The organism is Actinokineospora alba, from assembly GCF_004362515.1.
Lineage (GTDB): Bacteria > Actinomycetota > Actinomycetes > Mycobacteriales > Pseudonocardiaceae > Actinokineospora > Actinokineospora alba.
Window position 1 is genome coordinate 6105573 of sequence record NZ_SNXU01000001.1, and the last position, 18778, is coordinate 6124350.

Below are 18778 nucleotides of genomic sequence, written 5' to 3' on the forward strand. Positions count from 1 at the left end.
CTTTCGCGAGCGAATGACTTCCAGGATCCGTCAGGCCGCCCCGCGGGGTCGTCTCCACGTTTGCGGCCCGCACGGCACGTCCGGTGCCGGGTCGGCGGACGGCGGCTAGGTCGAGACCCCGGCGACCGCGTACGGAGCCAGCGCCCGGCGCAGCTCCAGCGGAACCCGAGCGGGCACGGTGTTGGGGTAGGGGCCGCGCATGCACGCGATGCGCTGCACCCCTTGCGCCACCAGCGTCTCACCGTCGTCGTGCAGCTTCACGTAGTCGAAGGTGAACTGGGCCTGGGTCTGGGTCAGTTCTTCGAGCCGCATGCGGATCGACAGGTCGTCGAACGCGGTGATCTCGGCGAAGAAGTCGCACTCGGCCTTGAGGGTGAACAGCTTCAGGTCCCCCTTGACCTCCTCAAGGACCTCCGGGGCCTCGGTTTTGAGGAACTTCTCCCGGCACAGTCCCTGCCACCGCAGGTAGTTGACGTAGTAGACGTTGCCGACGAGATTGGTCTCCTCGAAGCCCACCGTGTGCCGGAGCTCGAAGTAGTCCGCCATCAGCGTTCCTCTCCCGACAGGACCGCGAAGACGACCGGGTCGGGGCGGTCTTTGACCGTCGTGACCCAAGTCGCGATCTTGTCGTCGCCCGCGGACAGCACCACCCAGCGATCGGGGTGGACGCGGTCGAGAGTCAGCGCCTGGCCCGCGGCCCCGGTTTTGCCCAGTGCCCGCAGCGCGGCCCGGATCCGGGTGCCCGCGACCGCGGCGCTGTCGGCCGCCTCGGTGGTGAGCAGGTCCCGCAGGGCGAGCTGCTCGTCGAGCAGGCCCGGCCAGTCCACGTCGGCGGCGGACTCGATGGCGCAGTCGAGCCTGCCGGAGCCGACGACCACGAAGGTCAGGCCCGCGCCATGGGACATGGCTACGCCGTCGGGGAGGCGGCGCACCTCGGCGGTCCGCCCGAGTGCCCTGCTGACGGCGAGTGTGGTCTGGCGCCGCCCCTGCGCGTCGGGCTCGACGACGACGGACCGGCTGCCGCCGAACACCCGCTCCAGCGAGCGTTCCACAGTGGACCCAAGCAGCGCGGGCGCCCACGGCGCGCCATCGCGGCGGCCGACAGACCGCAGCAACAAGCCTTCCCAGCGCTCGACGACCTGGCCGTCGGGCGTGCGCACGTCGACGTCGAAGATGTGGCACTCGCCGTCGTGGCGGCGTTCCCGGGCGTCCATGACCACCGATTGCGGGTCCTCTTCGGACCACTGTGCCAAGTAGAGCCGCTCGACACCTTGCGGGAGCAGGATTTCCTCGGGGACACAGCACTGGATGGCGTGCATGACAGCGTCGCGGGTGCCGGGGTCGGCCAGCAGCAGCCGCCGCGGCAGGTGCGCGGCGAACCAGGGAGCGGTCGTCGTGCCGCCCAGTTCGGCCACCACGTGGCGCGCGCTGACCTTACGGTAGGCACGAACGCGCTGAAACCGCTTGCCCTGGAACAGAACGCTGCCATACAGCTCGGCCGGGTTCAAGGCGACCGCGGGGAGCCGAGGGTCGGGGGCGGCCGACCGCGGCGGCTCCGGGCGCGCCTTCAGGGTGGCGCGGACGTGGTCCACGCTGAACCCGTTCTCCTCGCCGCGCACCACGACGTCGACGGTCTCGGTGTCGCGGACCAGCGCGGCCAGCCGGAGCTTGGTGGACCCGCCGGGGTGGACGGTGATCGGGCGAAGGAATTCGACGTTCTCCAGCAGCGGCGCGCTCTCCGAACCGCTCAGCGCCGAACCGACCTGCGTCATGGCTTCCAAGGCCATCGTGGCGGGGAAGTGCGGCTCGCCGTCGAGCAGGTAGTCCGCCAGGTACGGGTCGTCGGCCACGGAGAGTTCGACCTCGGTGATCAGCTCGATGCCCGGATAGTGCGCGACCACGTGGTCGACGAACCGGGTCATCGTCAGCTCGATGTCCTCCATCACGGGCTGACCAGCGGTGCGGCCGCTGATGAGCACCACCGGTCCGGCGCTCGGGTCGGCGAGCACCTCACGCAGGACAGCGATGCCCTTGTCCGGGGTGACGCCGTCAGCGTCCGACCACTTCAGCGCCAGCACCCGCGTGTCCGGGTGCTTCCCGCCGAATTCGACCGTCAGCTCGGACATCCAGTCGGTCGCCGTGGGGTGATGCGCCGCACCGGCCGGGCCGAAGGTGACCAGCAGCTTGAGCTTGCCAGGGTCCACCGCACCAAGCACCGCGCGCAGTTCGGTGATCTCGGGCGCGGACGTCCGTCCGAGGTCCTCTTCGGACGGACTGGCCCGGGTGCCGTGCAGGACCGCGGTGACCGGACCCAGCTCGGCCTCGAATCGCGCGACCGCGGCGGCGACCTCCTCCGCGGCGGCGACGTCGGCCCGCTGGTAGCGGTAGTCGACGCCCGCGGCCGCCATCCGGGCCAGGGTCCCGGCCAGCGTGGGGTTCTCGCTCGGGTCGGCCTCACCGAGCAGCGCCAGCTTGGCCGTGGAATCCTGGGCGATGGCCAGCACGCAGTCGGCTGTGATGGTGTTGCCCGCACCGGTGACCAACAGGACGTCGGTGCCGTCAAGCGGCGAGGAGCCGATGGGGCGGGCGGGTGCGATCAGCGCCTTGAGCACCGGGATGGTGCGGGTGCCGTCGGCGCCGTAACGGACCTCGGAGAACCAGTTGGTGGCGGCCGCTTCGCCGACGACCCGCCCGACGGCCACCCTGATCGAGTCCGGTGTGGACGGTTCGGTGTCGGCCAGCCCGACGACGGTTGTGCGCGTCGTCGGCGTGTCGAGGCGCACCGTGCGGGCGAACTCGGCGGCGCCGCGGCGGTGCTGCACGGCGACGAATCGGCCTTCGTCGGCGACGGCGGCCTTGCCCGCGGCGAGGACCAGGTCGACATAGGGTTCGCCGTCATTCGGCAGGCACAGCAGGACACCGTCGCCGATGCCCGCCTTCGCCAGTGCGGCGCGCAGCGGCTCGGCCAGCGGGTGGCCCTCCGGGGCGAACACCTGCCACTGCCCGGGCGCGCCGATACCGGAGACGACCGACGGGCGTCGCTGCGGGACGTGCTCGACCAGGAACGGGCGGACCCAGGGACCGCCCGCGGCGGGGTCGTCGACCCGCGTGTCCGCCGGGGTCGCGTCCGCTGGGGACAAGGGGGTGGAGCCCCCCGCGGACGCGACCCCGCCGCCATGGCTGTCCTGGTGGAGGGGGGCCACCAGGTCCGCGCCGATGGCGGGCGCGGCCTCGCACTGGCTCGACGAGGGGGTCGTCTCACCGTCGAGTGCGAGGAGCAATCGGTCACCGAACAGCGCGGAGGTGTCGACCGGTGCGCCGAGGACGAACGCCGCGCCCGCCACGGTGAGCAGCGGGCTGAGCGAGTCGCTGTCGGTGTCGAGCGCGAGAACGGGCTTGTCCGGTGCGATCTGTCCGAGCAGGCTGGTGAGGCCGGCGGCCGCGCCGACCTCGATCAGCAGGTCCACGTCGCGGGCGGCGCGGGCCGCGGCCTCGGTGAACCGCACCGGGAGGAGAACCTGGTCGACCAGCAGGGCGCGCGGGTCGGTGTCGGGGTCGAGGACGTCGCCGGTGACCGTGGAGGCGACCTGGCGGACCAGCCGCTCGAAGGGCCGCTCGGCGAGCCGGTCGGTCATCGCCTCCGCCGCCCGCCGCACCAGCGGCGAGTGGAAGGCGTGCGGGACGTTGATCCGGATGGCGGTGACGCCCTCGGCGGCGGCCTTGGCGCACACCGCGTCGACGGCCTCGGCGGCCCCGGAGATGACGGTCTGTTCGGGGCTCTCGTACCCGGCGATCACCACCGGGTGGCCCGCCATCAGGCCCTCGGCGCCGGCGGGGTCGATGAGCATGGCGGCCATCGCGCCGCCGCCGTCGCTGGCCTGGGCCATGATCCGGCCGCGGATCCCGGCCAGCTCCTGCAGTTCGGGCCCGCCCATGGCGCCCGCCCAGGCCAGCGCCGTCAGCTCGCCGAGGCTGTGGCCCACGGCGATGTCGGCCTCGATGCCCAGGGTGTGCAGCACGCGCAGCCCGGCGAGCGAGCCGGTGACGACGCGTGCCTGCACGACCTCGGGTGCGGTCGGGTCGCCGACGAGCGTGTCGGAGTGGAAGACGTGGTCGGCGGCCGGGAACCGGCGGCGCAGGGCGCCGACTCCGCGTCCCGATCCCCGGCCAGGGAACAGGAACCCCAGCTTCGGCGCGACTGACCGGCTGTCCAGCAATACTCCCTCGGCCGGGGAGAACAGTGCGGTCTGCCCCGCGTCGAGCGCCGCGACCAGCAGGTTGAGCTTGCGCTCGGCGTCCTCGGGGGAACTGGTCACCACCGCCGCGCGCAGTGGCCCGCCCGCCAGTTCAGTGGAGAGCGTGGCCGCGAGCTCGGCGGGCGCGAGTTCGTGCGCCCGCGCGGTGACCCGGGTGAGCTTGGCGCGCAGCCCCTCGACGTCGTCGGCGTCGAACAGCAGCAGCTCCGCGTCCTGGTTGGTGATCAGATCCAGGATGCCCGCGGTGCCCCACTCGGAGACGCGGGCATAGATCTTGCCGCCGCGGGCGATGGCATCGGACTCGCGCATCAGCACGAGGACGCCTGCTGCCACGCCCGGCCGGAAACCGTTGGGGTCCTTCAGCTCGCCGGTGGTGGACGCGCCCGCCTTGGCGAGGCCGACGACCTTGAACGGGTCGATGGCCAGGTCGAGGCCACCCACGATGGCGACGTCCAGATCCCCGTCGACCAACGCCTTGGCGGTGGTGGCGACGGACAGCGGCGACGACGAGTGGGTGTCCGCGAGGGCGAAGTGGTCGCGGACGCGCCCGGCGACGGTGCCGGTCAGGCCACGCGCGAGGGTCTCCATATTCGCGCCGGAGAACTCGCCGGTGAGGCGGTAGTCGAACGCGACCCCGGTGGACCGCTCGGGCAGCCCGTCGCCCTCGGGGAAGCCCGCGTCGGCCAGCGCCGCGGTCGTCACCGCGAGGGCGAGCCAGTCGGCGGAGGCGTATTCCTCCCGGGAACCCGCGCCGGGATGACGAAGACCAATGCCGACGATCGCGATCCGCTCACTGCCCACGCCTCACCACCCCTGGACCGATTTGGACCGTTCCGGCACTGTTCACATTTCCGGGCCGCGCATAAACAATCGTCGCAACCATTTCGCGAGTCCAAGTTTGCGGCGGAACGCGATCGGTGTCGTCTCCGGCCGTGCGAGTACCGATCTTCGATCCTGCGCCGTATGGGTGACCCCTGATTCGGACAACCCCTTTCAACGTGCGGATTTTCGCCGACTGACGCATTCCCGCCGGCCCGCTCAGTACGATCCCCAAGTCTCGAATGTCCGCCATTCGCAGGCGCACCTGCCACTTATCCGAAAAGGACAGCGCATGAGCAGCAGCGATATCCGACAGGCGCGGGAGCCGGTCGCCGAGCAGGCATCGACCTCCACGTTCGTCAGCGGCGTCTTCCCGCGCCGCCGGGGGCTGGTGATCGGACTGAGCGCGCTCGTGGGCTTCCTCCTGACCGTGGTGTGGTCGGCGAAGTTCGTCGACAGCACCATCGGCGACAGCATCGCCGACAGCATGCTGGGACACCCGGCCAAAGGCGCCGAGATCGGCGGGATCGCGGGCGGGATCGCCTTCGCCTTCGTCACCGGCCTGGCGGGCACCTTCACCGCGTGCAACATCGCGGTATTCGGTGCGATGACACCGATCCTGGGCACCACGGCGACCCGCTGGAGCCGGGTCCGAGCCACGCTGCGGCCACTGCTGTGGCTCTCGGTCGGCATGACCGCGGTGTCGGCGACCTACGGTGCGATCGTGGGGCTCGTGGGCACGTCGATGCCGCAGTTCTCCACCGCCAAGAACGTCGCGGGCACGCTGTCGGGCCGCAGCATCCAGTCGATGATCGTCTTCGGCCTCATCGGGCTGACCATGGTCTACCTCGGCCTCGCCGCCCTCGGTGTCGTGCGCGACCCGTTCGCCAAGCTGTCCCAGCGCTTTCCCAACGCTCCCATGCTGTTCATGGGCGCGCTGGTCGGCGGCTTCCTGATCGGCAGGCCGTTCGGGCTGTTCCGCCAGCTGTTCCGCGACGCCGCCGAGAGCGGGAACCCGCTCTACGGCGCCGCCGCGTTCACCCTGCAGTCCCTCGGCAACATCCTGATCATGGCGGTGCTGCTGCTGGTGACCAGCGCCGTCCTGGGCGGCAAACTGCGGGGCTGGTTCGCCGCGGACCCCCGCCGGATGGCCATCGTCACCGCGTCCGCGCTGATCGCCGCGGGCGTGTTCACCTTCCTCTACTGGGATGTCCGGCTGCTCGCCGGGCGCGGCATCCTGCCGTGGTATCCGCTCGCCCCCTGGACCTGATCGCGCACTGAACGAGTGGAACGCCCTGCCGATTCGGGCAGGGCGTTCTTCTCATTCGATTCCGCACTCTGGGAGATGCGCGGGGAGTAACGGACACCCGACCATGGTCGGGAAGGCGGGGTGACATCGATGCCGACAATTCTCGGCACGCTACGCAGAGTTCTCCTGACACCCGGTTTGGCCGACGTGACCTTCCGCGTCCGCGGCTTCCCGGGTGCGGACTCACCCGCCGCCGAGACACTCGAGGCGATTCCGCGGTCGGTGATCTGCGGGTTCGAATGGGGCATCGAGGCGAAGACGCTGTGGGAGGTCGAACAGCGCCTGGCGCTCGTCGAGCCGCGGCAGCGCGGCTTCGCCTACGAGGGCGCGGCGATGGCGGCCACCGTGCGCGACGCCATGGCGGGCGGACGCGGGAAGCGCGCCAAGGAACTGCTCGACGGTCCCGGCGAGCCGCACCTCTTCCTGACCTACATCGGCATCGGGTTCGCCATGGCGCGGCTGCCGCGGGTGCTGTGGAAGAAAGTCATCCCCGAACTGGCCGCGTCGCCGTACCACCCGACGATGACCTGGCTGGCCGTCGACGGCTACGGCTTCGACCGCGCCTACTTCCAGACCAGGCGCTGGGTGGACCAGCAGCGGGTGCCCAAGCCCTACCCGTGGGAAGGCTCCGGCGAGTACTTCCTGCGGGCCTTCGACCAGGGGGTCGGCCGCGCGCTGTGGTTCATCCACGGGGCCCGTCCCGACGCCGTCACCGAAGCGGTGAACCGGTTCGCCCCGCACCGGCACGCCGACCTGTGGAGCGGTGTCGGCCTGGCCGCGACGTTCGCGGGCGGCTGCGACGAACCCGGCCTGATCCGCCTGCGCGCGGCGTCCGGGGCGCACTGGGCGGAACTCGCGCTCGGGGTGGTGTTCGCGCTGAAGGCGCGGACCTACGCCGGGTTCACTCCCCCGCACAGCGAACTCGCCGCCCGGGCCCTCACGGGGCTCTCGGTGTCGGCGGCGGTCGAGATCGGCGACGGCACCGCGGCCGACCCGTGGGGCACGGGCCTCGATCCCGCGTACGAGCGCTGGCGCGAGCGGATCCGCACCCGGCTCGTCGCCACCACAGTCGCCCAAGCGGTGGCCCAGACGTCCGCGGATCGAGTCCCCGAGGGGGAAGCGTTGCACTGAAGACCGTGCCGTCGCGGCCCGCGGATCAAGGTCGTCCGGCAGCTCCGGCCGCACCCGCGTCCGGTGTGGACGTTCGATGACGGCGGTGGCCATGAGCGGATTGAGGGAGATCACCCAGGTGATTCTGAGCGTGCCGGGACCGCAAGCCAGCAAGGCGGAAGTGGCGGCCTGGTACGAGCGCAAGGCACGGTTGCTCGAGCAGATCGCGGCCGAGGGCGGCCCGGACTCCGATCAGGTGAGCGCGTTGGCGCTGTTGGCCCATCGGCGTTCGGCGGCCTTGATCGACCGTGCGGCATGACGAATGATCACCCGCGGGTCCACCGTGCCGGTCGGCCCGCGGTAGGCGAAGAGAGGCGGGCGTGATGGCAGTGCAGGCGGGCGCGGGCAGACGTGAGGGAATCGTCGCGGCGCTCAACGGGAAGTACCACAAGGCAGCCCTGATCGGGTTCGCGGTGATCGTCATCGGTCACTGGGCCGAGCATCTCGTCCAGGCGTGGCAGATCTTCGTCCTCGGCTGGCCCCGGCCGAAGTCGCTCGGGCTGGTCGGGCACTACGTCCCGTGGCTGTTCACCTCCGAGTGGATGCACTACGGCTACGCGGTGGTGATGCTCATCGGGTTCGTTGTGCTGCGCCACGGCTTCACCGGCCGCTCGCGCACTTGGTGGCTGGCGGCGATGTGGATCCAGGTGTGGCACCACTTCGAACACCTGCTGCTGCTCGTGCAGGCGCTGACCGGCTCGAACCTGCTCGGCGAGGCGAAGCCGACGAGCATCGTGCAGCTCATCGCGCCCCGGGTGGAACTGCACCTGTTCTACAACCTCGTCGTGTTCGTCCCGATGGTGGTGGCGATGATCGCGCACCTGCGGCCTCGCGTGGAGGAACGTGCCGAGATGGTGTGCTCGTGCGCCGCACCGGTGCCGGTCGGATGACGCGGGGGGTGGGTCGTCCGGGTGGGTGGTCCACCCCTGGCTCCCGGCCACACCGCACGACCGGGCGGGCCCGCACCACCGCGCACCCGGTCCTGCGCCGGGTGGCGCGGCCGTTCGCCGTCCTTCCGCTCGTCGCGCTGCTGCTCGTCGCCGGGGCGGTGCCCGCGGTGGCGCAGCAGCACGGGCACACGCTGTCCGTGCCGGTCGCGTTCGGGCCGCTGGCACTGAAGGTCGCGCTGTTCTACGCCGTTCCCGCGGTCGCCGGATTCGCTTTGCTGCGCGGGTTTCTCGAGCGGCCGAGCAAGTACACCGCCGCCTTCGTCTGCGGCAGCGCCGCGCTCGGAGTGGTGCTCGAACTGATGCTCGCGGGCAGGCTCGAGGTGACCAACCGGATCGTCTTCGTCGCCTTCGTGGCGGGCTGCCTCCCGGTCTTGCTCACCCTCGCGCCCGTGTCCGGGAACTTGGCCGCCGCCGCCCGCCGGACGGCGCCGTACGTCCTGGCCGTCGCGTCGGTCGCCGCCGTCCTCCACTTCGCCAAGGCGTGGCTGGGCGCGGGACTGCCCGCGACCCTCCACAGCGGCGTGATCTTGGCGCTGGCGGGCCTGGCGTGGCTGCCGCTGGTCGGGTGCAGGCGCCGCGCCGCCCGGTTCACCGTGCACGCGGGTTCGGCGCTGGTGGCCACCGCGCTGCTGGCGGCCACCGCCCAGGCCACGGTCGCCGTCGGGTTCTGACACCGCACGGCGGCCGGTGTCACGAGACTTTGCTTGTTTGCCCACGTTTTGGGGAGGAACGCCATGGGAGCCATGCACGCAGCGACCGACCAGGTCGAGTCCGGGGTCGGGACACTCGACCCCCCTATCCTCCCGCATGCCCCAACCCCTATCGCGTCCGCTGAAGCGGACAACAGTGGTACAAACAACTATGGCGTGGGCGGGCGAAGGATGCGTGGAGACGTGATCAGAGTATTGATTGCCGAGGACATGCACATGGTCAGAGGCGCGCTGGTCGCGCTGCTGAACTTGGAACAGGATGTCGATGTCGTCGCCGAGGTGGCCTCGGGCGACGACATCCTTTCGTCGGCACGGAAATCGCAGGCCGATGTGGCGGTGATCGACATCGATCTGCCGGGCAAGGACGGCCTCACCGCGGCCACCGAGTTGCACGAACACCTTCCGGAATGCCGCACCCTGATCCTCACCAGCCTCGGCAGGCCCGGCACCCTCCGACGGGCCTTGGCGGCCAAGGTGGGCGGCTTCATCCTCAAGGACGCCCCCGCCGACAAACTCGCCAACGCCATCCGCGGCGTCGCCGCGGGGCGGCGGGTCGTGGACGGCGACCTGGCCCTCGCGGCCTGGGACGGCGCCGACTGCCCCCTGACGGGCCGCGAGATCGAGGTGCTGCAGATGGCGGCGGGCGGCGCGAACGCGGTGGACATCGCCACGCGCCTGTTCCTGTCGGCGGGCACGGTGCGGAACTACCTGACGACCATCGTCACCAAGCTCAACGCCCGCAACCGGGTGGACGCGATCCGGATAGCCACGGAGTCCGGCTGGCTGTAGCAGCGGCGACGGCAGACGCGGTCAAGCAGGAACCTCTGCCCTGAGCCGGAACATGCCGTCATCCCCGACCCCAGCCACAAGGTGCCCACCGACCACGGCCACCCGCTCGGTCAGGTTCCGGATCCCATTCCCCACACCCTCACGCGCGAACGGCACCGAAACCCCGTCGTTCACGATCTCCAACACCACCATGTCCGCGTGCCGCCGCACCGAGATCTCGCAATGCGCCCCGCGACTGTGCCGCAACACATTCGTCACCCCTTCGCGCAACACGGTCGCGAGCACGGTGCGGACCTCAGGCCGCAACTCCCCGTACCGCAGGTCCATCCGCACATCGACGTTCGCCGCGGCCAGCACCGACTCGACCGAGCGCGATTCCTCGTTGAGCGACAGATCCCGGTAGCCGCCCGCCACCAGCCGGACGTCTGCCAGCGCCAGCCGGGCGATCGAGACGATCTCCCCCAGCTCCGCGACCACCCGAACCGGGTCCACCTTCATCGCCCGGTGCGCCAGCTCCGCCTTGAGCGTGATCGCCGACAGGCTCAACCCCAGCAGGTCGTGCAGGTCCCGCGCGAACCGCTGCCGCTCCCGGGTCACCGCCGCGCGCGCCAGGGCGCGCCGGGCCGCGCGCAGCTCCGAGACCGACCCCGCCATCCACGTGAGCCCGTAGGTGACCAGCCCGGTGATCACCGTGGCGGTCACGGCGAGGATCACGTCGATCAGCTCGGAAGACCCCTGCGCCCAAGGGACACTGGCCACCACCGCGCCGAACCCGAGCCACCCCATCGCGGGCCGGAACACCAGCAGCGCGGTCCCCGCGAGCAACCCCGGCACGCTGGCCCACGCGTGCGGGAACACCGCGAGCGGCAGGTACACCAGCATCGCCTGGACGGCGACCACGACATACCGTGAGGGCGAACCGATGCGCACGCCCGGCCTGCTCACCCAGAGCAGCTGCAGGGCGACCAGCGCCAGCAGGCATCCCGCGCCGAACCACAGCACGACCGGATCCCGTGTCAGGTAAAGCAAATGGAGCATCGCCGCGCACCCGAAGCCGACGAACACCACGTTCATCAGACCGGTGGCGAGCAGCGTGGCGTAGCGCGGGCCTTCCTCGATCTCGTCGGACGCCGCCGCGTGCTCCACCCGCGAGCCCACCGGGATCGCCAGGTGCAGACCGAACCGGCCGTCGGGGTCCGGCCCCTCGGTGAGCGACCCGCCCAGCGCGCGGACGCGGTCGGCCAGACTGTCCAGTCCCCCGTCGAAGGAACTGTCCTCGGTGGCGCAGCGGCCGGTGACCCCGTCGTCGACGATGTCGAGCGCGAGGGTCCGACCGGCCTGGCGCATGGTGATGTCGCACCGGGCGACACTCGTGTGGTGCAGGACGTTGGCCACCCCGGCGCGGAGCACGGCGACGACGACGGAGCGGATGTGCGCGGGCAGCTCGCCGTGGTTGAGCTCCATCCGAACGTCCACATTGGACGCGGCGAGCAGCGCCTCGACCGTGCGGGACTCCTCGCGCAGCGACAGCTCCCGGTACCCGCTGGAGATCAGCCGCACGTCGGCCAGCGCGTGCCGGGCCACCACCAGGATCTCCCGCAGTTCCGCCCGGGCCTTGTCCGGGTCGGTGGTGAGCGCCGCGCTCGCGGCGGCGCTCTTGGGCCCGATGGCCGCGAGGCTCAGCCCGAGCAGGTCGTGCAGGTCGCGGGCGAACCGGGTGCGTTCCCGGGCGACCGCCACCTTCCCCAGCTCCGAGCGGGCCGCGTGCAGGTCGGTGATCAGCCCGGCCAGCCGGGTCAGCCCGAACACCTCCAGGGCCGCCACCAGGCCCCCCGCGACGATGTAGGCGACGTCGAGCACCGAGTGCGTCAGCATCTCCTGGGTCCGCGCGGTGACCACCAGGATGGCCACGAACGCGGTCACCGCCGCGGCGGGCGGCAACACCAGCAGCACCGTGCCCGCCAGCAGGCTGGGCAGCGCCACCCACGCCTGCCCGAACTGCTGCGCGGGGACGAAGACCAGGCACGTCTGCGCCGCCAGCACCCAGTACGTGAGCGGGGACCGCGGCGGCCCGCCCGGCCTGCTGATGTAGCAGACCTGCAGTGCCAGCAGGATAAGCAGCGCGACCGCGGCGAACAGCGCGACCGAGAACGCCGGCGCCGACTCCAGGACGTGCAGGAACGCCACCACACAGAGCCCGGAGTACACCGCGGCGACGATGGCGCGGGCGAGCAGGGGCGCGAGGAGCGGGCCGGATGCGAAGGGCGTGCCGTGCGGCCTCCACGGAGTGGAGCTAAGCCGGAACCAGCGCACGGAGCCGGAACGATCCGTCTGAGTCCAGGCCGGCGGTGAGCCTGCCGCCCACCGTCGCGACCCGGTCGGAGAGGTTGCGGATGCCGCTGCCGCTGCCGGGACCGGAGTCGCCGACCCCGACACCGTCGTTGACGATCTCGAGTTCCACCATGTTGTCGTGCTGGCGCACGGTGATCTCGCACCGCGCGCCCCGGCTGTGCCGCAACACGTTGGTGACTCCCTCACGCAGCACCGTCGCCAGGACCGTGCGCACCTCGACCGGCAGCTCCCCGTAGTGCAGGTCCATCCGCACGTCGACGTCGGCCGCGGCCAGGACCGACTCCGCCGACCGTGACTCCTCGTTGAGGGAGAGGTCCCGGTAGCCGCTGGCGACGAGCCGGACGTCGGTGAGGGCGAGCCGGGAGATCTCCACGATCTCCATCAGCTCGGTGGCCGCCCGGTCGGGGTCGGCCTTCATCAGCCGCTGCGTCAGCTCGGTCTTGAGGGTGATCGCGGACAGGCTCAGGCCGAGCAGGTCGTGCAGGTCGCGGGCGAACCGCATCCGCTCCTCGGCGACGGCGGCCTCCGCGAGCGTGCGCCGCGCCGCGCGCAGCTCCCACACCGACCGAGCCATCAAGGTCAGGCCGTAGGTCACCAGGCCGGTGGTCATGGTGGCACCGACGTTGTAGGCGATGCTGAGCGCGTCGACGTGGAAGTCCGCCTGCGCGAACGGAACGCTGACCACCACGGCGACGAACCCGATCCAGGCCGCGACTGGACGCAGCACCAACAGGCAGGTCCCAGCGAGCATGCCGGGAACGCTGATCCAGGCGTGGGGAAAGAGCAGGGCGGGCACGTACACCATCGCGGCCTGGGCGGCGATCACCAGGTATCTCGTCGGAGAGGTGAACCGGGTTCCCGGTTTGCTGACGTAGAGCAACTGCAGCGCCGCCAGCCCCGCCATGCAGAGCCCGCTGACGGTGAGCACCACGGCGTCCCTGGTCAGGTACAACAAGTGCAGCAGCGCCGCGAGGGCCATCCCGGCGAACACGACGTTCATCAGCCCGGTGGCGAACAGCGAGGCGAAGCGCGGGATCTGCTCGACCTGGTGGTCGGGTTCGGCCTTGGCGTCGCCGTGCTCGCGGGAGACCGGAATGGTCAGGTGCAGGCCGAAGCGGCCGTCCGGGTCCGGTCCGACGACGAGTTCACCACCCAGCGCGGTCACCCGCTCGACCACGTTCTCGAGGCCCGAGTCGGCGTCCGGGGTGAGCGGGCACATCCCGGTCATGCCGTCGTCGATGATGTCCAGGGTCACCGTCCGGCCCACCTGGCGCAGCACGATCTCGCACCGGGCCACCCCGGTGTGGTCCAGCACGTTCGCCACACCCGCGCGCAGCACTGAGACGATCAGCGAGCGGAGGTGCACCGGCAGCTCGCCGTGGTTCAGCTCCATCCGGACGTCGACGTTCGAGGCCGCGAGCAGCGACTCGACCGTGCGGGACTCCTCGTGCAGCGACATCTCCCGGTAGCCGCTGGCGATGAGCCGGACGTCGGCGAGCGCGTGCCGGGCGACGGCCAGGATCTCCCCGAGTTCCCGGCGCGAGCGTTCCGGGTCGGTGCGCAGCTCGCGTCGGGCGATCGCGCCCTTCGGGCCGATCGCGGCGAGGCTCAGGCCGAGCAGGTCGTGCAGGTCGCGGGCGAACCGGGTCCGCTCCCTGGCCACGGCCACCTTGCCGAGTTCGGCACGGGCCTGGTGCAGGTCGGCGATCAGCCCGCCGAGCCTGGTCAGGCCGTAGAGATACAGGGTCACGCCGACGAAGCCGACCGACAGATACGCGACGTCGAGCCACGATCCGGTGAGCAGCCACTGCTTGGACACGACGATCGCGATGATCGCGGTTACGGCCACCCAGGCGATCACGCGCGGCAACACCAGCAACGTGGTAGCGGCCAGCAGCAGCGGCATCGGCAGCCACGGGTCACCGAATTCGGACAGCGGGACGAACGAGACGTAGGCCTGCACGGCGAGGGCCGCGTAGCCCACCGGGGACCGCGCCGAGTCCCCCGCCCGGTTGAAGTAGAACAGCTGCAGCGCGAAAATCACCAGCAGGTAGACCACAGCGCGGACCACGGTGCTCGCGCCGACCCCGGAGCTGGCGATCGGCAGGAAAGCGAACATCCCGAGCGAGCAGATCACCACCACGGTGATCCCGCGGGCGAACCGGGGGGCGATCAGCGGCATCCGGTACGAATCGTCTTCGGCCCCCGACCCGACTGACCCTTTGGGGCCGCTGGGTAACTCTTCGTGCACGGCGACCGGGTGCATTGTGTCCCCCTCGTTGAGCTGGTTCGACCCGCGCCCCCACCCGAGCTCGATCGGTCCGCAGTCTAACGGCTTGGCGGGTGCCACTGTCTGTGTTCCGCCGTTTGCCGACGGTATCCGAACGCGAACTCCCCTACTCCTATCTCGGCAGGCCACTCCAGCCGCAGCGCGCTGTCCACGACGTCGCCCGGGTCGATCGCGGGCACGCACGCGGTGAGGCCCATCGCGGTCGCGGCGAGGCACAGTGTCTGCTGGAGCGCACCCACATGGGTGAGCGTGAGCGAGTACGCGATGCCGCCGTACATCCACGACGACCGCTCGGCGCGCGCCGTCACCGTGATCATCGCCGGCGGCCGCTGTGTCGTTGCACTGCCGATCATCGCGTAGTCGAGGACTTCGTCGAGTTCACCCGCGTCGTCGTTGACCAGGGTGAGCGAATGCTCCCGCGGGTCGAAGTGGAAGATCCCGCGCGGCAGGCCGGTGCAGTTGTGCAGCAGCAGGTAGATCTCCAACTCGTAGAGGCCGTGGACGCTCAGGTAGGGGCGTTCGGAGATCTCGTAGGTCACCTCGCCGCCCGCCGAGGCGGACGAGACCGACCGCACCCGCGCGGCCCGGAAAAGCAGTTCGCCGACCTGCTCGGCGGTCACCGGCCGGTCGGAGAGCTCATGGCACAGCCGGGTGTTCTCGATGACCTCGGTCATCGTCGGGTCCGCGGCCATCAGCCGGGAGAGATCGGGGTGGAACAGCGGATACCGGACCCCGCCTGCCAGCTGTTTGACCAGCGGCGGCGGCGGCATCGTCTGCGCGGTCGGGAACAGCACCCCGGACAGGCCGCCGTAGCGGCCGAGCCGGGTGCGGGAGTGGAACAGCAGATCGTGGTGCGACCAGTTCACCAGCTTCGGGTCGGTGTCCTCGACGAACCGCGGAACGGTGGCCGTGGCGCCGTCGGCCCACTCACCGAGCAGCACGATGCCCGCCGCCGTCATGAACGAGACGATGTCGCCGACCAGCGCGGGCTCGAATCCCAGCGCGGTGGTCAGCGCGTCGACCGAGGTGGCGGCGCTGAGCCCGACCACGACGCGGGAGGCGATCCGCCGGTGCAGCACCACGCGGTAGTCCGCGAGCGGCGACTCGACGACGAGATCGCCGTCGGCCGTGCGCAGTGCCGCGAACCGTGAGAGCCGCACGGGCAGGGCGGTGTCCACATCGGCGAAGGCGAACCGGGCCGACCGTGCGATCGGGACCGCGGACAGCATCGGCCCCTCCCCGGTCCGCGTGCCCAGCGAGTGCACGACCGAGTCCGACAGACGCAGCAGGACCGACTCCAGCCGTGCCACGTCGGCCGGGGAGCCGTCGCGCGGGCCGAGCACGTTGTCCAGTGACACCGGACCCAGGCTCATCCTGCGCAGCGACTCCCACACCATCTCGCCGGCGTCATCGATCTTGGTCTCACCCCAGCGGGTGACCACGACCAGTCGATCGTCCTGTGGTTCGCCTTCCACGAGAACGTCTTCTCGCAGCGACCACAGCCGTATCCGGGGATCGGAACGGCGGCCGGGCTCGATGGGCACGATCACACTCCTCGCACGCTGCTGGGGTGCAGCTTGCTTTGTCTGCTTTCAAAGGAACATGGGCAAAGGGTTGAGGTCCTCGTAGCGGGTGTGCGCGGCCAGCCTGCCCAGCCGCACCGGCACGTCGAATAACCGCCCCGGGGCGAACCGGGACCAGAAGTGCCGCAGTCCGGGGACGATCACCTTCACCACCGGGAGGCCGATGTCGGGCCGGGTCTGGTCGAGTACGAGGACACCGTGCCCGCTGTCCTCGACCCGCTCGCGGACCGTCGTGACGTCGGTCAGCAAGTCCGACGACGGGGTGTAGCCGAAGTCCTCGGGCACGCGCGGCCGCACCGCCGGGTCGCGCGTGAGATAGGGCTGGTTGGCCACGGTCGCGGTCCGCCACCAGTGCACGGCGTCGGGGTCGTCGGAGTCGTACTCCCCCGCCCGCGCGTCGACGACCGCGGGCATCATCTGGTTCAGCTCGCTGAGCGCGCGGCGCAGGGCGACATGCGGGTCAAGGTGGGCACCGAAGCCCATCATGATGTCCTCGGTGGCGCCGTCGACGCGCCGGGACAGGGCGACGATCACCGGGACACCGATGTCGGAGGTCAGGTCCAGCGCCCACACGGCGCGGCCGAGACCGGCGTGGACTTGACGAGTCTCGGCGGTCCACTTGTCGTCGAAGGCGGCGAGGTCGATCGCGGGCTGGCGGGTGCGGTTGTACCACCACAGGGCCACCGCGTCGCGTTCGACGACTTCGAGAAGTCCTTGCAGGACGGCGTCTTCCAGGCTGCTGCCCGCGGCGCTGCCGTTCGAGTCCGCCGTCATGAACCCCTGCCCGGGCGCGCCGTAGTAGAGCAGCCCGGTCGGCAGCAGCCGGTGGCGCTCGTCGGTCATCGACCACACCGGCGTCCAGTCGAGCACCGCGTCGGCGTCGAAGGGGGCGGACACGTGCTGGAACGGCGCGTGCGTGGCATTCCACTCCGCGCGGCCGTGGAATTGGCGCTCGTCGTAGAGCAGGCACTCGTTCGGGTGTATTGCTTGCTCCCCAAGGGATCGCAGGCTGCCGCTGACCCGCTCCTCGTCACCGTGGTAGGTCCCAGAGTAGCGTTCGATGGCCTCGCACAGGGCACTGACCTCGGCGTGCACCGGGGTGACGCCCTTGCCCCCGTTCTCCATGCGCACCACCGCGCGCAATGTGCCCACGTCGCGGGCGCGCGCGGCCGCGTTGGCACCGGAGCGGTACGAATTGAAGAACGCGGGGCCACGCAGGTCGCGCTTGATCTCCTTGATGATGCCGGTGACCGGGCTGACGAGGTGGCAGTAGCGGTCGCGGACCTGTTCGGGGGTCATGGAACGGTGTCCGCCACCGCCGTCGGCGACCTTGGTCCGCGACGACAGCCGGACCGGCCGGTGGGAACGCGCCCGAACCAGGGCCGGGTCGCCGCACGAGCGGCACTGGGGGTAGACCGGGATGTCGTGGTGGGCGCCCCGCAGGTCGAGCGTGTCGAGGGTCCACACCGAGCGCTGGCCGCTGTACCGCAGGCCCGAGACCCACTTCAGGGCTTCCGCGGCGACCAGGTGCAGGGCCATCGCGCTGGACGCGGGCGTCGCCGCGGCCGGACTCGACGCGGGCCCCTCCCTGCCCATCAAGCCCTGCAGGCAGCGCTCCGCATTGCGGTGGCCCCAGAGCCTGCGGGCCAGGCAGTGCCAGCAACCCGCCTTGGCGGGCTCGAACACCGGGCCGAGCCAGGTCTTCGTACCACCCGGCTTGGCGAGCAGCCACGGCACGCCGGTCTCCCGGTGCGCGGCGTCGATGTCGGCCAGGGCCGGGTTCAGGTAGTCGTCACACAGCACGACGCCGACCGTGGCCCGGTCGGCGTCGTCGGCGACGGTGAGTCCCGCCGCGCGTAAGGCGGTCGTGGCGACGTCGGCGTCGATACCGCCGACGACCCGCAGACCCACGGTGGCGGTCGTGGTGGCGCCGAAGGCGGTGGGGGCGTCGAGGCCCGCCGCGTCCCAGTAGGCGAGCGTGCTCGGGTTCGCCCCTTCACGCACGGGCCGGAACGTGACCAGACCGGCCCGGGCCAGCGAGGTGAGCACCCCGCCTGCCTGCTCAGGGCTGACGTCGTCGGGCAATTCCCCGAGCACGCCGGGAAGGTCCCTGGTTCCGTCCATGAGGGACACGACCGACTCGATCGCCGATCCTTTGAGGACGGTGACACCGTCCTCGGAGAACAGGTAGACGCCTTCACCGGCCGCGATCTCGGCACGAAGGTGCCGCTTGAACGCGACCAGCGGCCCCTTCGCGCCGTCGGTCGTCATCAGACCAGCTGCTCAGCCGGGAAAGCGATGGTGAAGCAATTCACACATGACTTGCTGTTCGGGCTCTGGTCGTCCACCCACTGGGCGAACCGGTCGATCCTGAGCTCGGCGGAGCGCTCCATCGGAGCGGCGTCGACGCCGAGGGTGGCTAAGAGGGTGATCATGTTGTCCACGTCTGACGTGACCATCAGTTGACTCCCAGGTGTGCGGTGAATCGGTGGTGGGAGGCCAATTCTGGGAGTCCGCGACGGCGCCCGGCCAGTGTCAGTGTCACCGGCG

The 18778-nt window shown here is 70.9% G+C and carries 13 protein-coding genes; 6 read left to right on the forward strand and 7 right to left on the reverse strand.

Annotated elements, in window-relative coordinates; genetic code table 11:
• Positions 1 to 105: 105 nt before the first annotated feature.
• Together C8E96_RS27800 and C8E96_RS27805 are read right to left on the reverse strand one after the other, a co-directional pair.
• On the reverse strand, positions 106 to 546 hold the full coding sequence (locus C8E96_RS27800) for an acyl-CoA thioesterase (RefSeq protein ID WP_091383588.1): 441 nt from the start codon (positions 544 to 546) through the stop codon (positions 106 to 108).
• On the reverse strand, positions 546 to 5057 hold the full coding sequence (locus C8E96_RS27805) for an acyltransferase domain-containing protein (RefSeq protein ID WP_091383587.1): 4512 nt from the start codon (positions 5055 to 5057) through the stop codon (positions 546 to 548). The genes C8E96_RS27800 and C8E96_RS27805 overlap by 1 nt, the downstream gene beginning before the upstream one ends.
• Before the next feature lie 310 nt (positions 5058 to 5367).
• On the opposite strand from C8E96_RS27805, the gene C8E96_RS27810 reads away from it, so the two are divergent.
• The 6 genes from C8E96_RS27810 (at position 5368) to C8E96_RS27835 (ending at position 10003) form a co-directional block, all read left to right on the forward strand.
• Positions 5368 to 6345, forward strand: coding sequence for a hypothetical protein (locus C8E96_RS27810; RefSeq protein ID WP_091383586.1), 978 nt, complete (start codon positions 5368 to 5370; stop codon positions 6343 to 6345).
• A 129-nt stretch (positions 6346 to 6474) separates the two neighbouring features.
• A complete protein-coding gene (locus tag C8E96_RS27815) occupies positions 6475 to 7515 on the forward strand; it encodes a DUF1702 family protein (RefSeq protein WP_091383585.1) in 1041 nt (346 codons plus the stop codon).
• A gap of 76 nt (positions 7516 to 7591) precedes the next feature.
• Positions 7592 to 7813, forward strand: a complete 222-nt coding sequence (locus C8E96_RS27820; RefSeq protein ID WP_228770318.1) for a hypothetical protein — start codon at positions 7592 to 7594, stop codon at positions 7811 to 7813.
• A gap of 64 nt (positions 7814 to 7877) precedes the next feature.
• Positions 7878 to 8444, forward strand: a complete 567-nt coding sequence (locus C8E96_RS27825; RefSeq protein ID WP_091383584.1) for a hypothetical protein — start codon at positions 7878 to 7880, stop codon at positions 8442 to 8444.
• Positions 8441 to 9175, forward strand: a complete 735-nt coding sequence (locus tag C8E96_RS27830) for a DUF6239 family natural product biosynthesis protein (RefSeq protein ID WP_133794829.1) — start codon at positions 8441 to 8443, stop codon at positions 9173 to 9175. The genes C8E96_RS27825 and C8E96_RS27830 overlap by 4 nt, the downstream gene beginning before the upstream one ends.
• A gap of 210 nt (positions 9176 to 9385) precedes the next feature.
• The gene (locus tag C8E96_RS27835) at positions 9386 to 10003 is read left to right on the forward strand and encodes a response regulator transcription factor (RefSeq protein ID WP_176926853.1); all 618 of its coding nucleotides are present in this window, start codon (positions 9386 to 9388) and stop codon (positions 10001 to 10003) included.
• Positions 10004 to 10024: 21 nt separating this feature from the next.
• Here C8E96_RS27835 and C8E96_RS27840 read toward each other — a convergent pair whose 3' ends face one another.
• The 5 genes from C8E96_RS27840 to C8E96_RS27860 form a co-directional block, all read right to left on the reverse strand.
• Positions 10025 to 12316 carry a sensor histidine kinase gene (locus C8E96_RS27840; RefSeq protein ID WP_091383581.1) on the reverse strand — a complete coding sequence of 764 codons (2292 nt, stop codon included), beginning with the start codon at positions 12314 to 12316 and terminating at the stop codon, positions 10025 to 10027.
• Positions 12297 to 14537: a sensor histidine kinase gene (locus C8E96_RS27845; protein WP_166658138.1), complete on the reverse strand. Its 2241-nt coding sequence runs from the start codon at positions 14535 to 14537 to the stop codon at positions 12297 to 12299. The genes C8E96_RS27840 and C8E96_RS27845 overlap by 20 nt, the downstream gene beginning before the upstream one ends.
• 146 nt (positions 14538 to 14683) lie before the next feature.
• A complete protein-coding gene (locus tag C8E96_RS27850) occupies positions 14684 to 16189 on the reverse strand; it encodes a SagB family peptide dehydrogenase (protein ID WP_228770317.1) in 1506 nt (501 codons plus the stop codon).
• Positions 16190 to 16237: 48 nt separating this feature from the next.
• Positions 16238 to 18499, reverse strand: a complete 2262-nt coding sequence (locus C8E96_RS27855; RefSeq protein ID WP_091383579.1) for a TOMM precursor leader peptide-binding protein — start codon at positions 18497 to 18499, stop codon at positions 16238 to 16240.
• Complete coding sequence (locus C8E96_RS27860) at positions 18499 to 18687, reverse strand: hypothetical protein (RefSeq protein WP_091383578.1); 189 nt, start codon at positions 18685 to 18687, stop codon at positions 18499 to 18501. The genes C8E96_RS27855 and C8E96_RS27860 overlap by 1 nt, the downstream gene beginning before the upstream one ends.
• Positions 18688 to 18778 lie beyond the last annotated feature (91 nt).

Coding starts and splice junctions, on each gene's coding strand:
- C8E96_RS27830 (WP_133794829.1), top strand. CDS start 8,441: ATGACGCGGGGGGTGGGTCGTCCGGGTGGGTGGTCCACCCCTGGCTCC.
- C8E96_RS27815 (WP_091383585.1), top strand. CDS start 6,475: ATGCCGACAATTCTCGGCACGCTACGCAGAGTTCTCCTGACACCCGGT.
- C8E96_RS27810 (WP_091383586.1), top strand. CDS start 5,368: ATGAGCAGCAGCGATATCCGACAGGCGCGGGAGCCGGTCGCCGAGCAG.
- C8E96_RS27835 (WP_176926853.1), top strand. CDS start 9,386: ATGCGTGGAGACGTGATCAGAGTATTGATTGCCGAGGACATGCACATG.
- C8E96_RS27800 (WP_091383588.1), bottom strand. CDS start 546: ATGGCGGACTACTTCGAGCTCCGGCACACGGTGGGCTTCGAGGAGACC.
- C8E96_RS27855 (WP_091383579.1), bottom strand. CDS start 18,499: ATGACGACCGACGGCGCGAAGGGGCCGCTGGTCGCGTTCAAGCGGCAC.
- C8E96_RS27860 (WP_091383578.1), bottom strand. CDS start 18,687: ATGGTCACGTCAGACGTGGACAACATGATCACCCTCTTAGCCACCCTC.
- C8E96_RS27820 (WP_228770318.1), top strand. CDS start 7,592: ATGACGGCGGTGGCCATGAGCGGATTGAGGGAGATCACCCAGGTGATT.
- C8E96_RS27825 (WP_091383584.1), top strand. CDS start 7,878: ATGGCAGTGCAGGCGGGCGCGGGCAGACGTGAGGGAATCGTCGCGGCG.
- C8E96_RS27845 (WP_166658138.1), bottom strand. CDS start 14,537: ATGCCGCTGATCGCCCCCCGGTTCGCCCGCGGGATCACCGTGGTGGTG.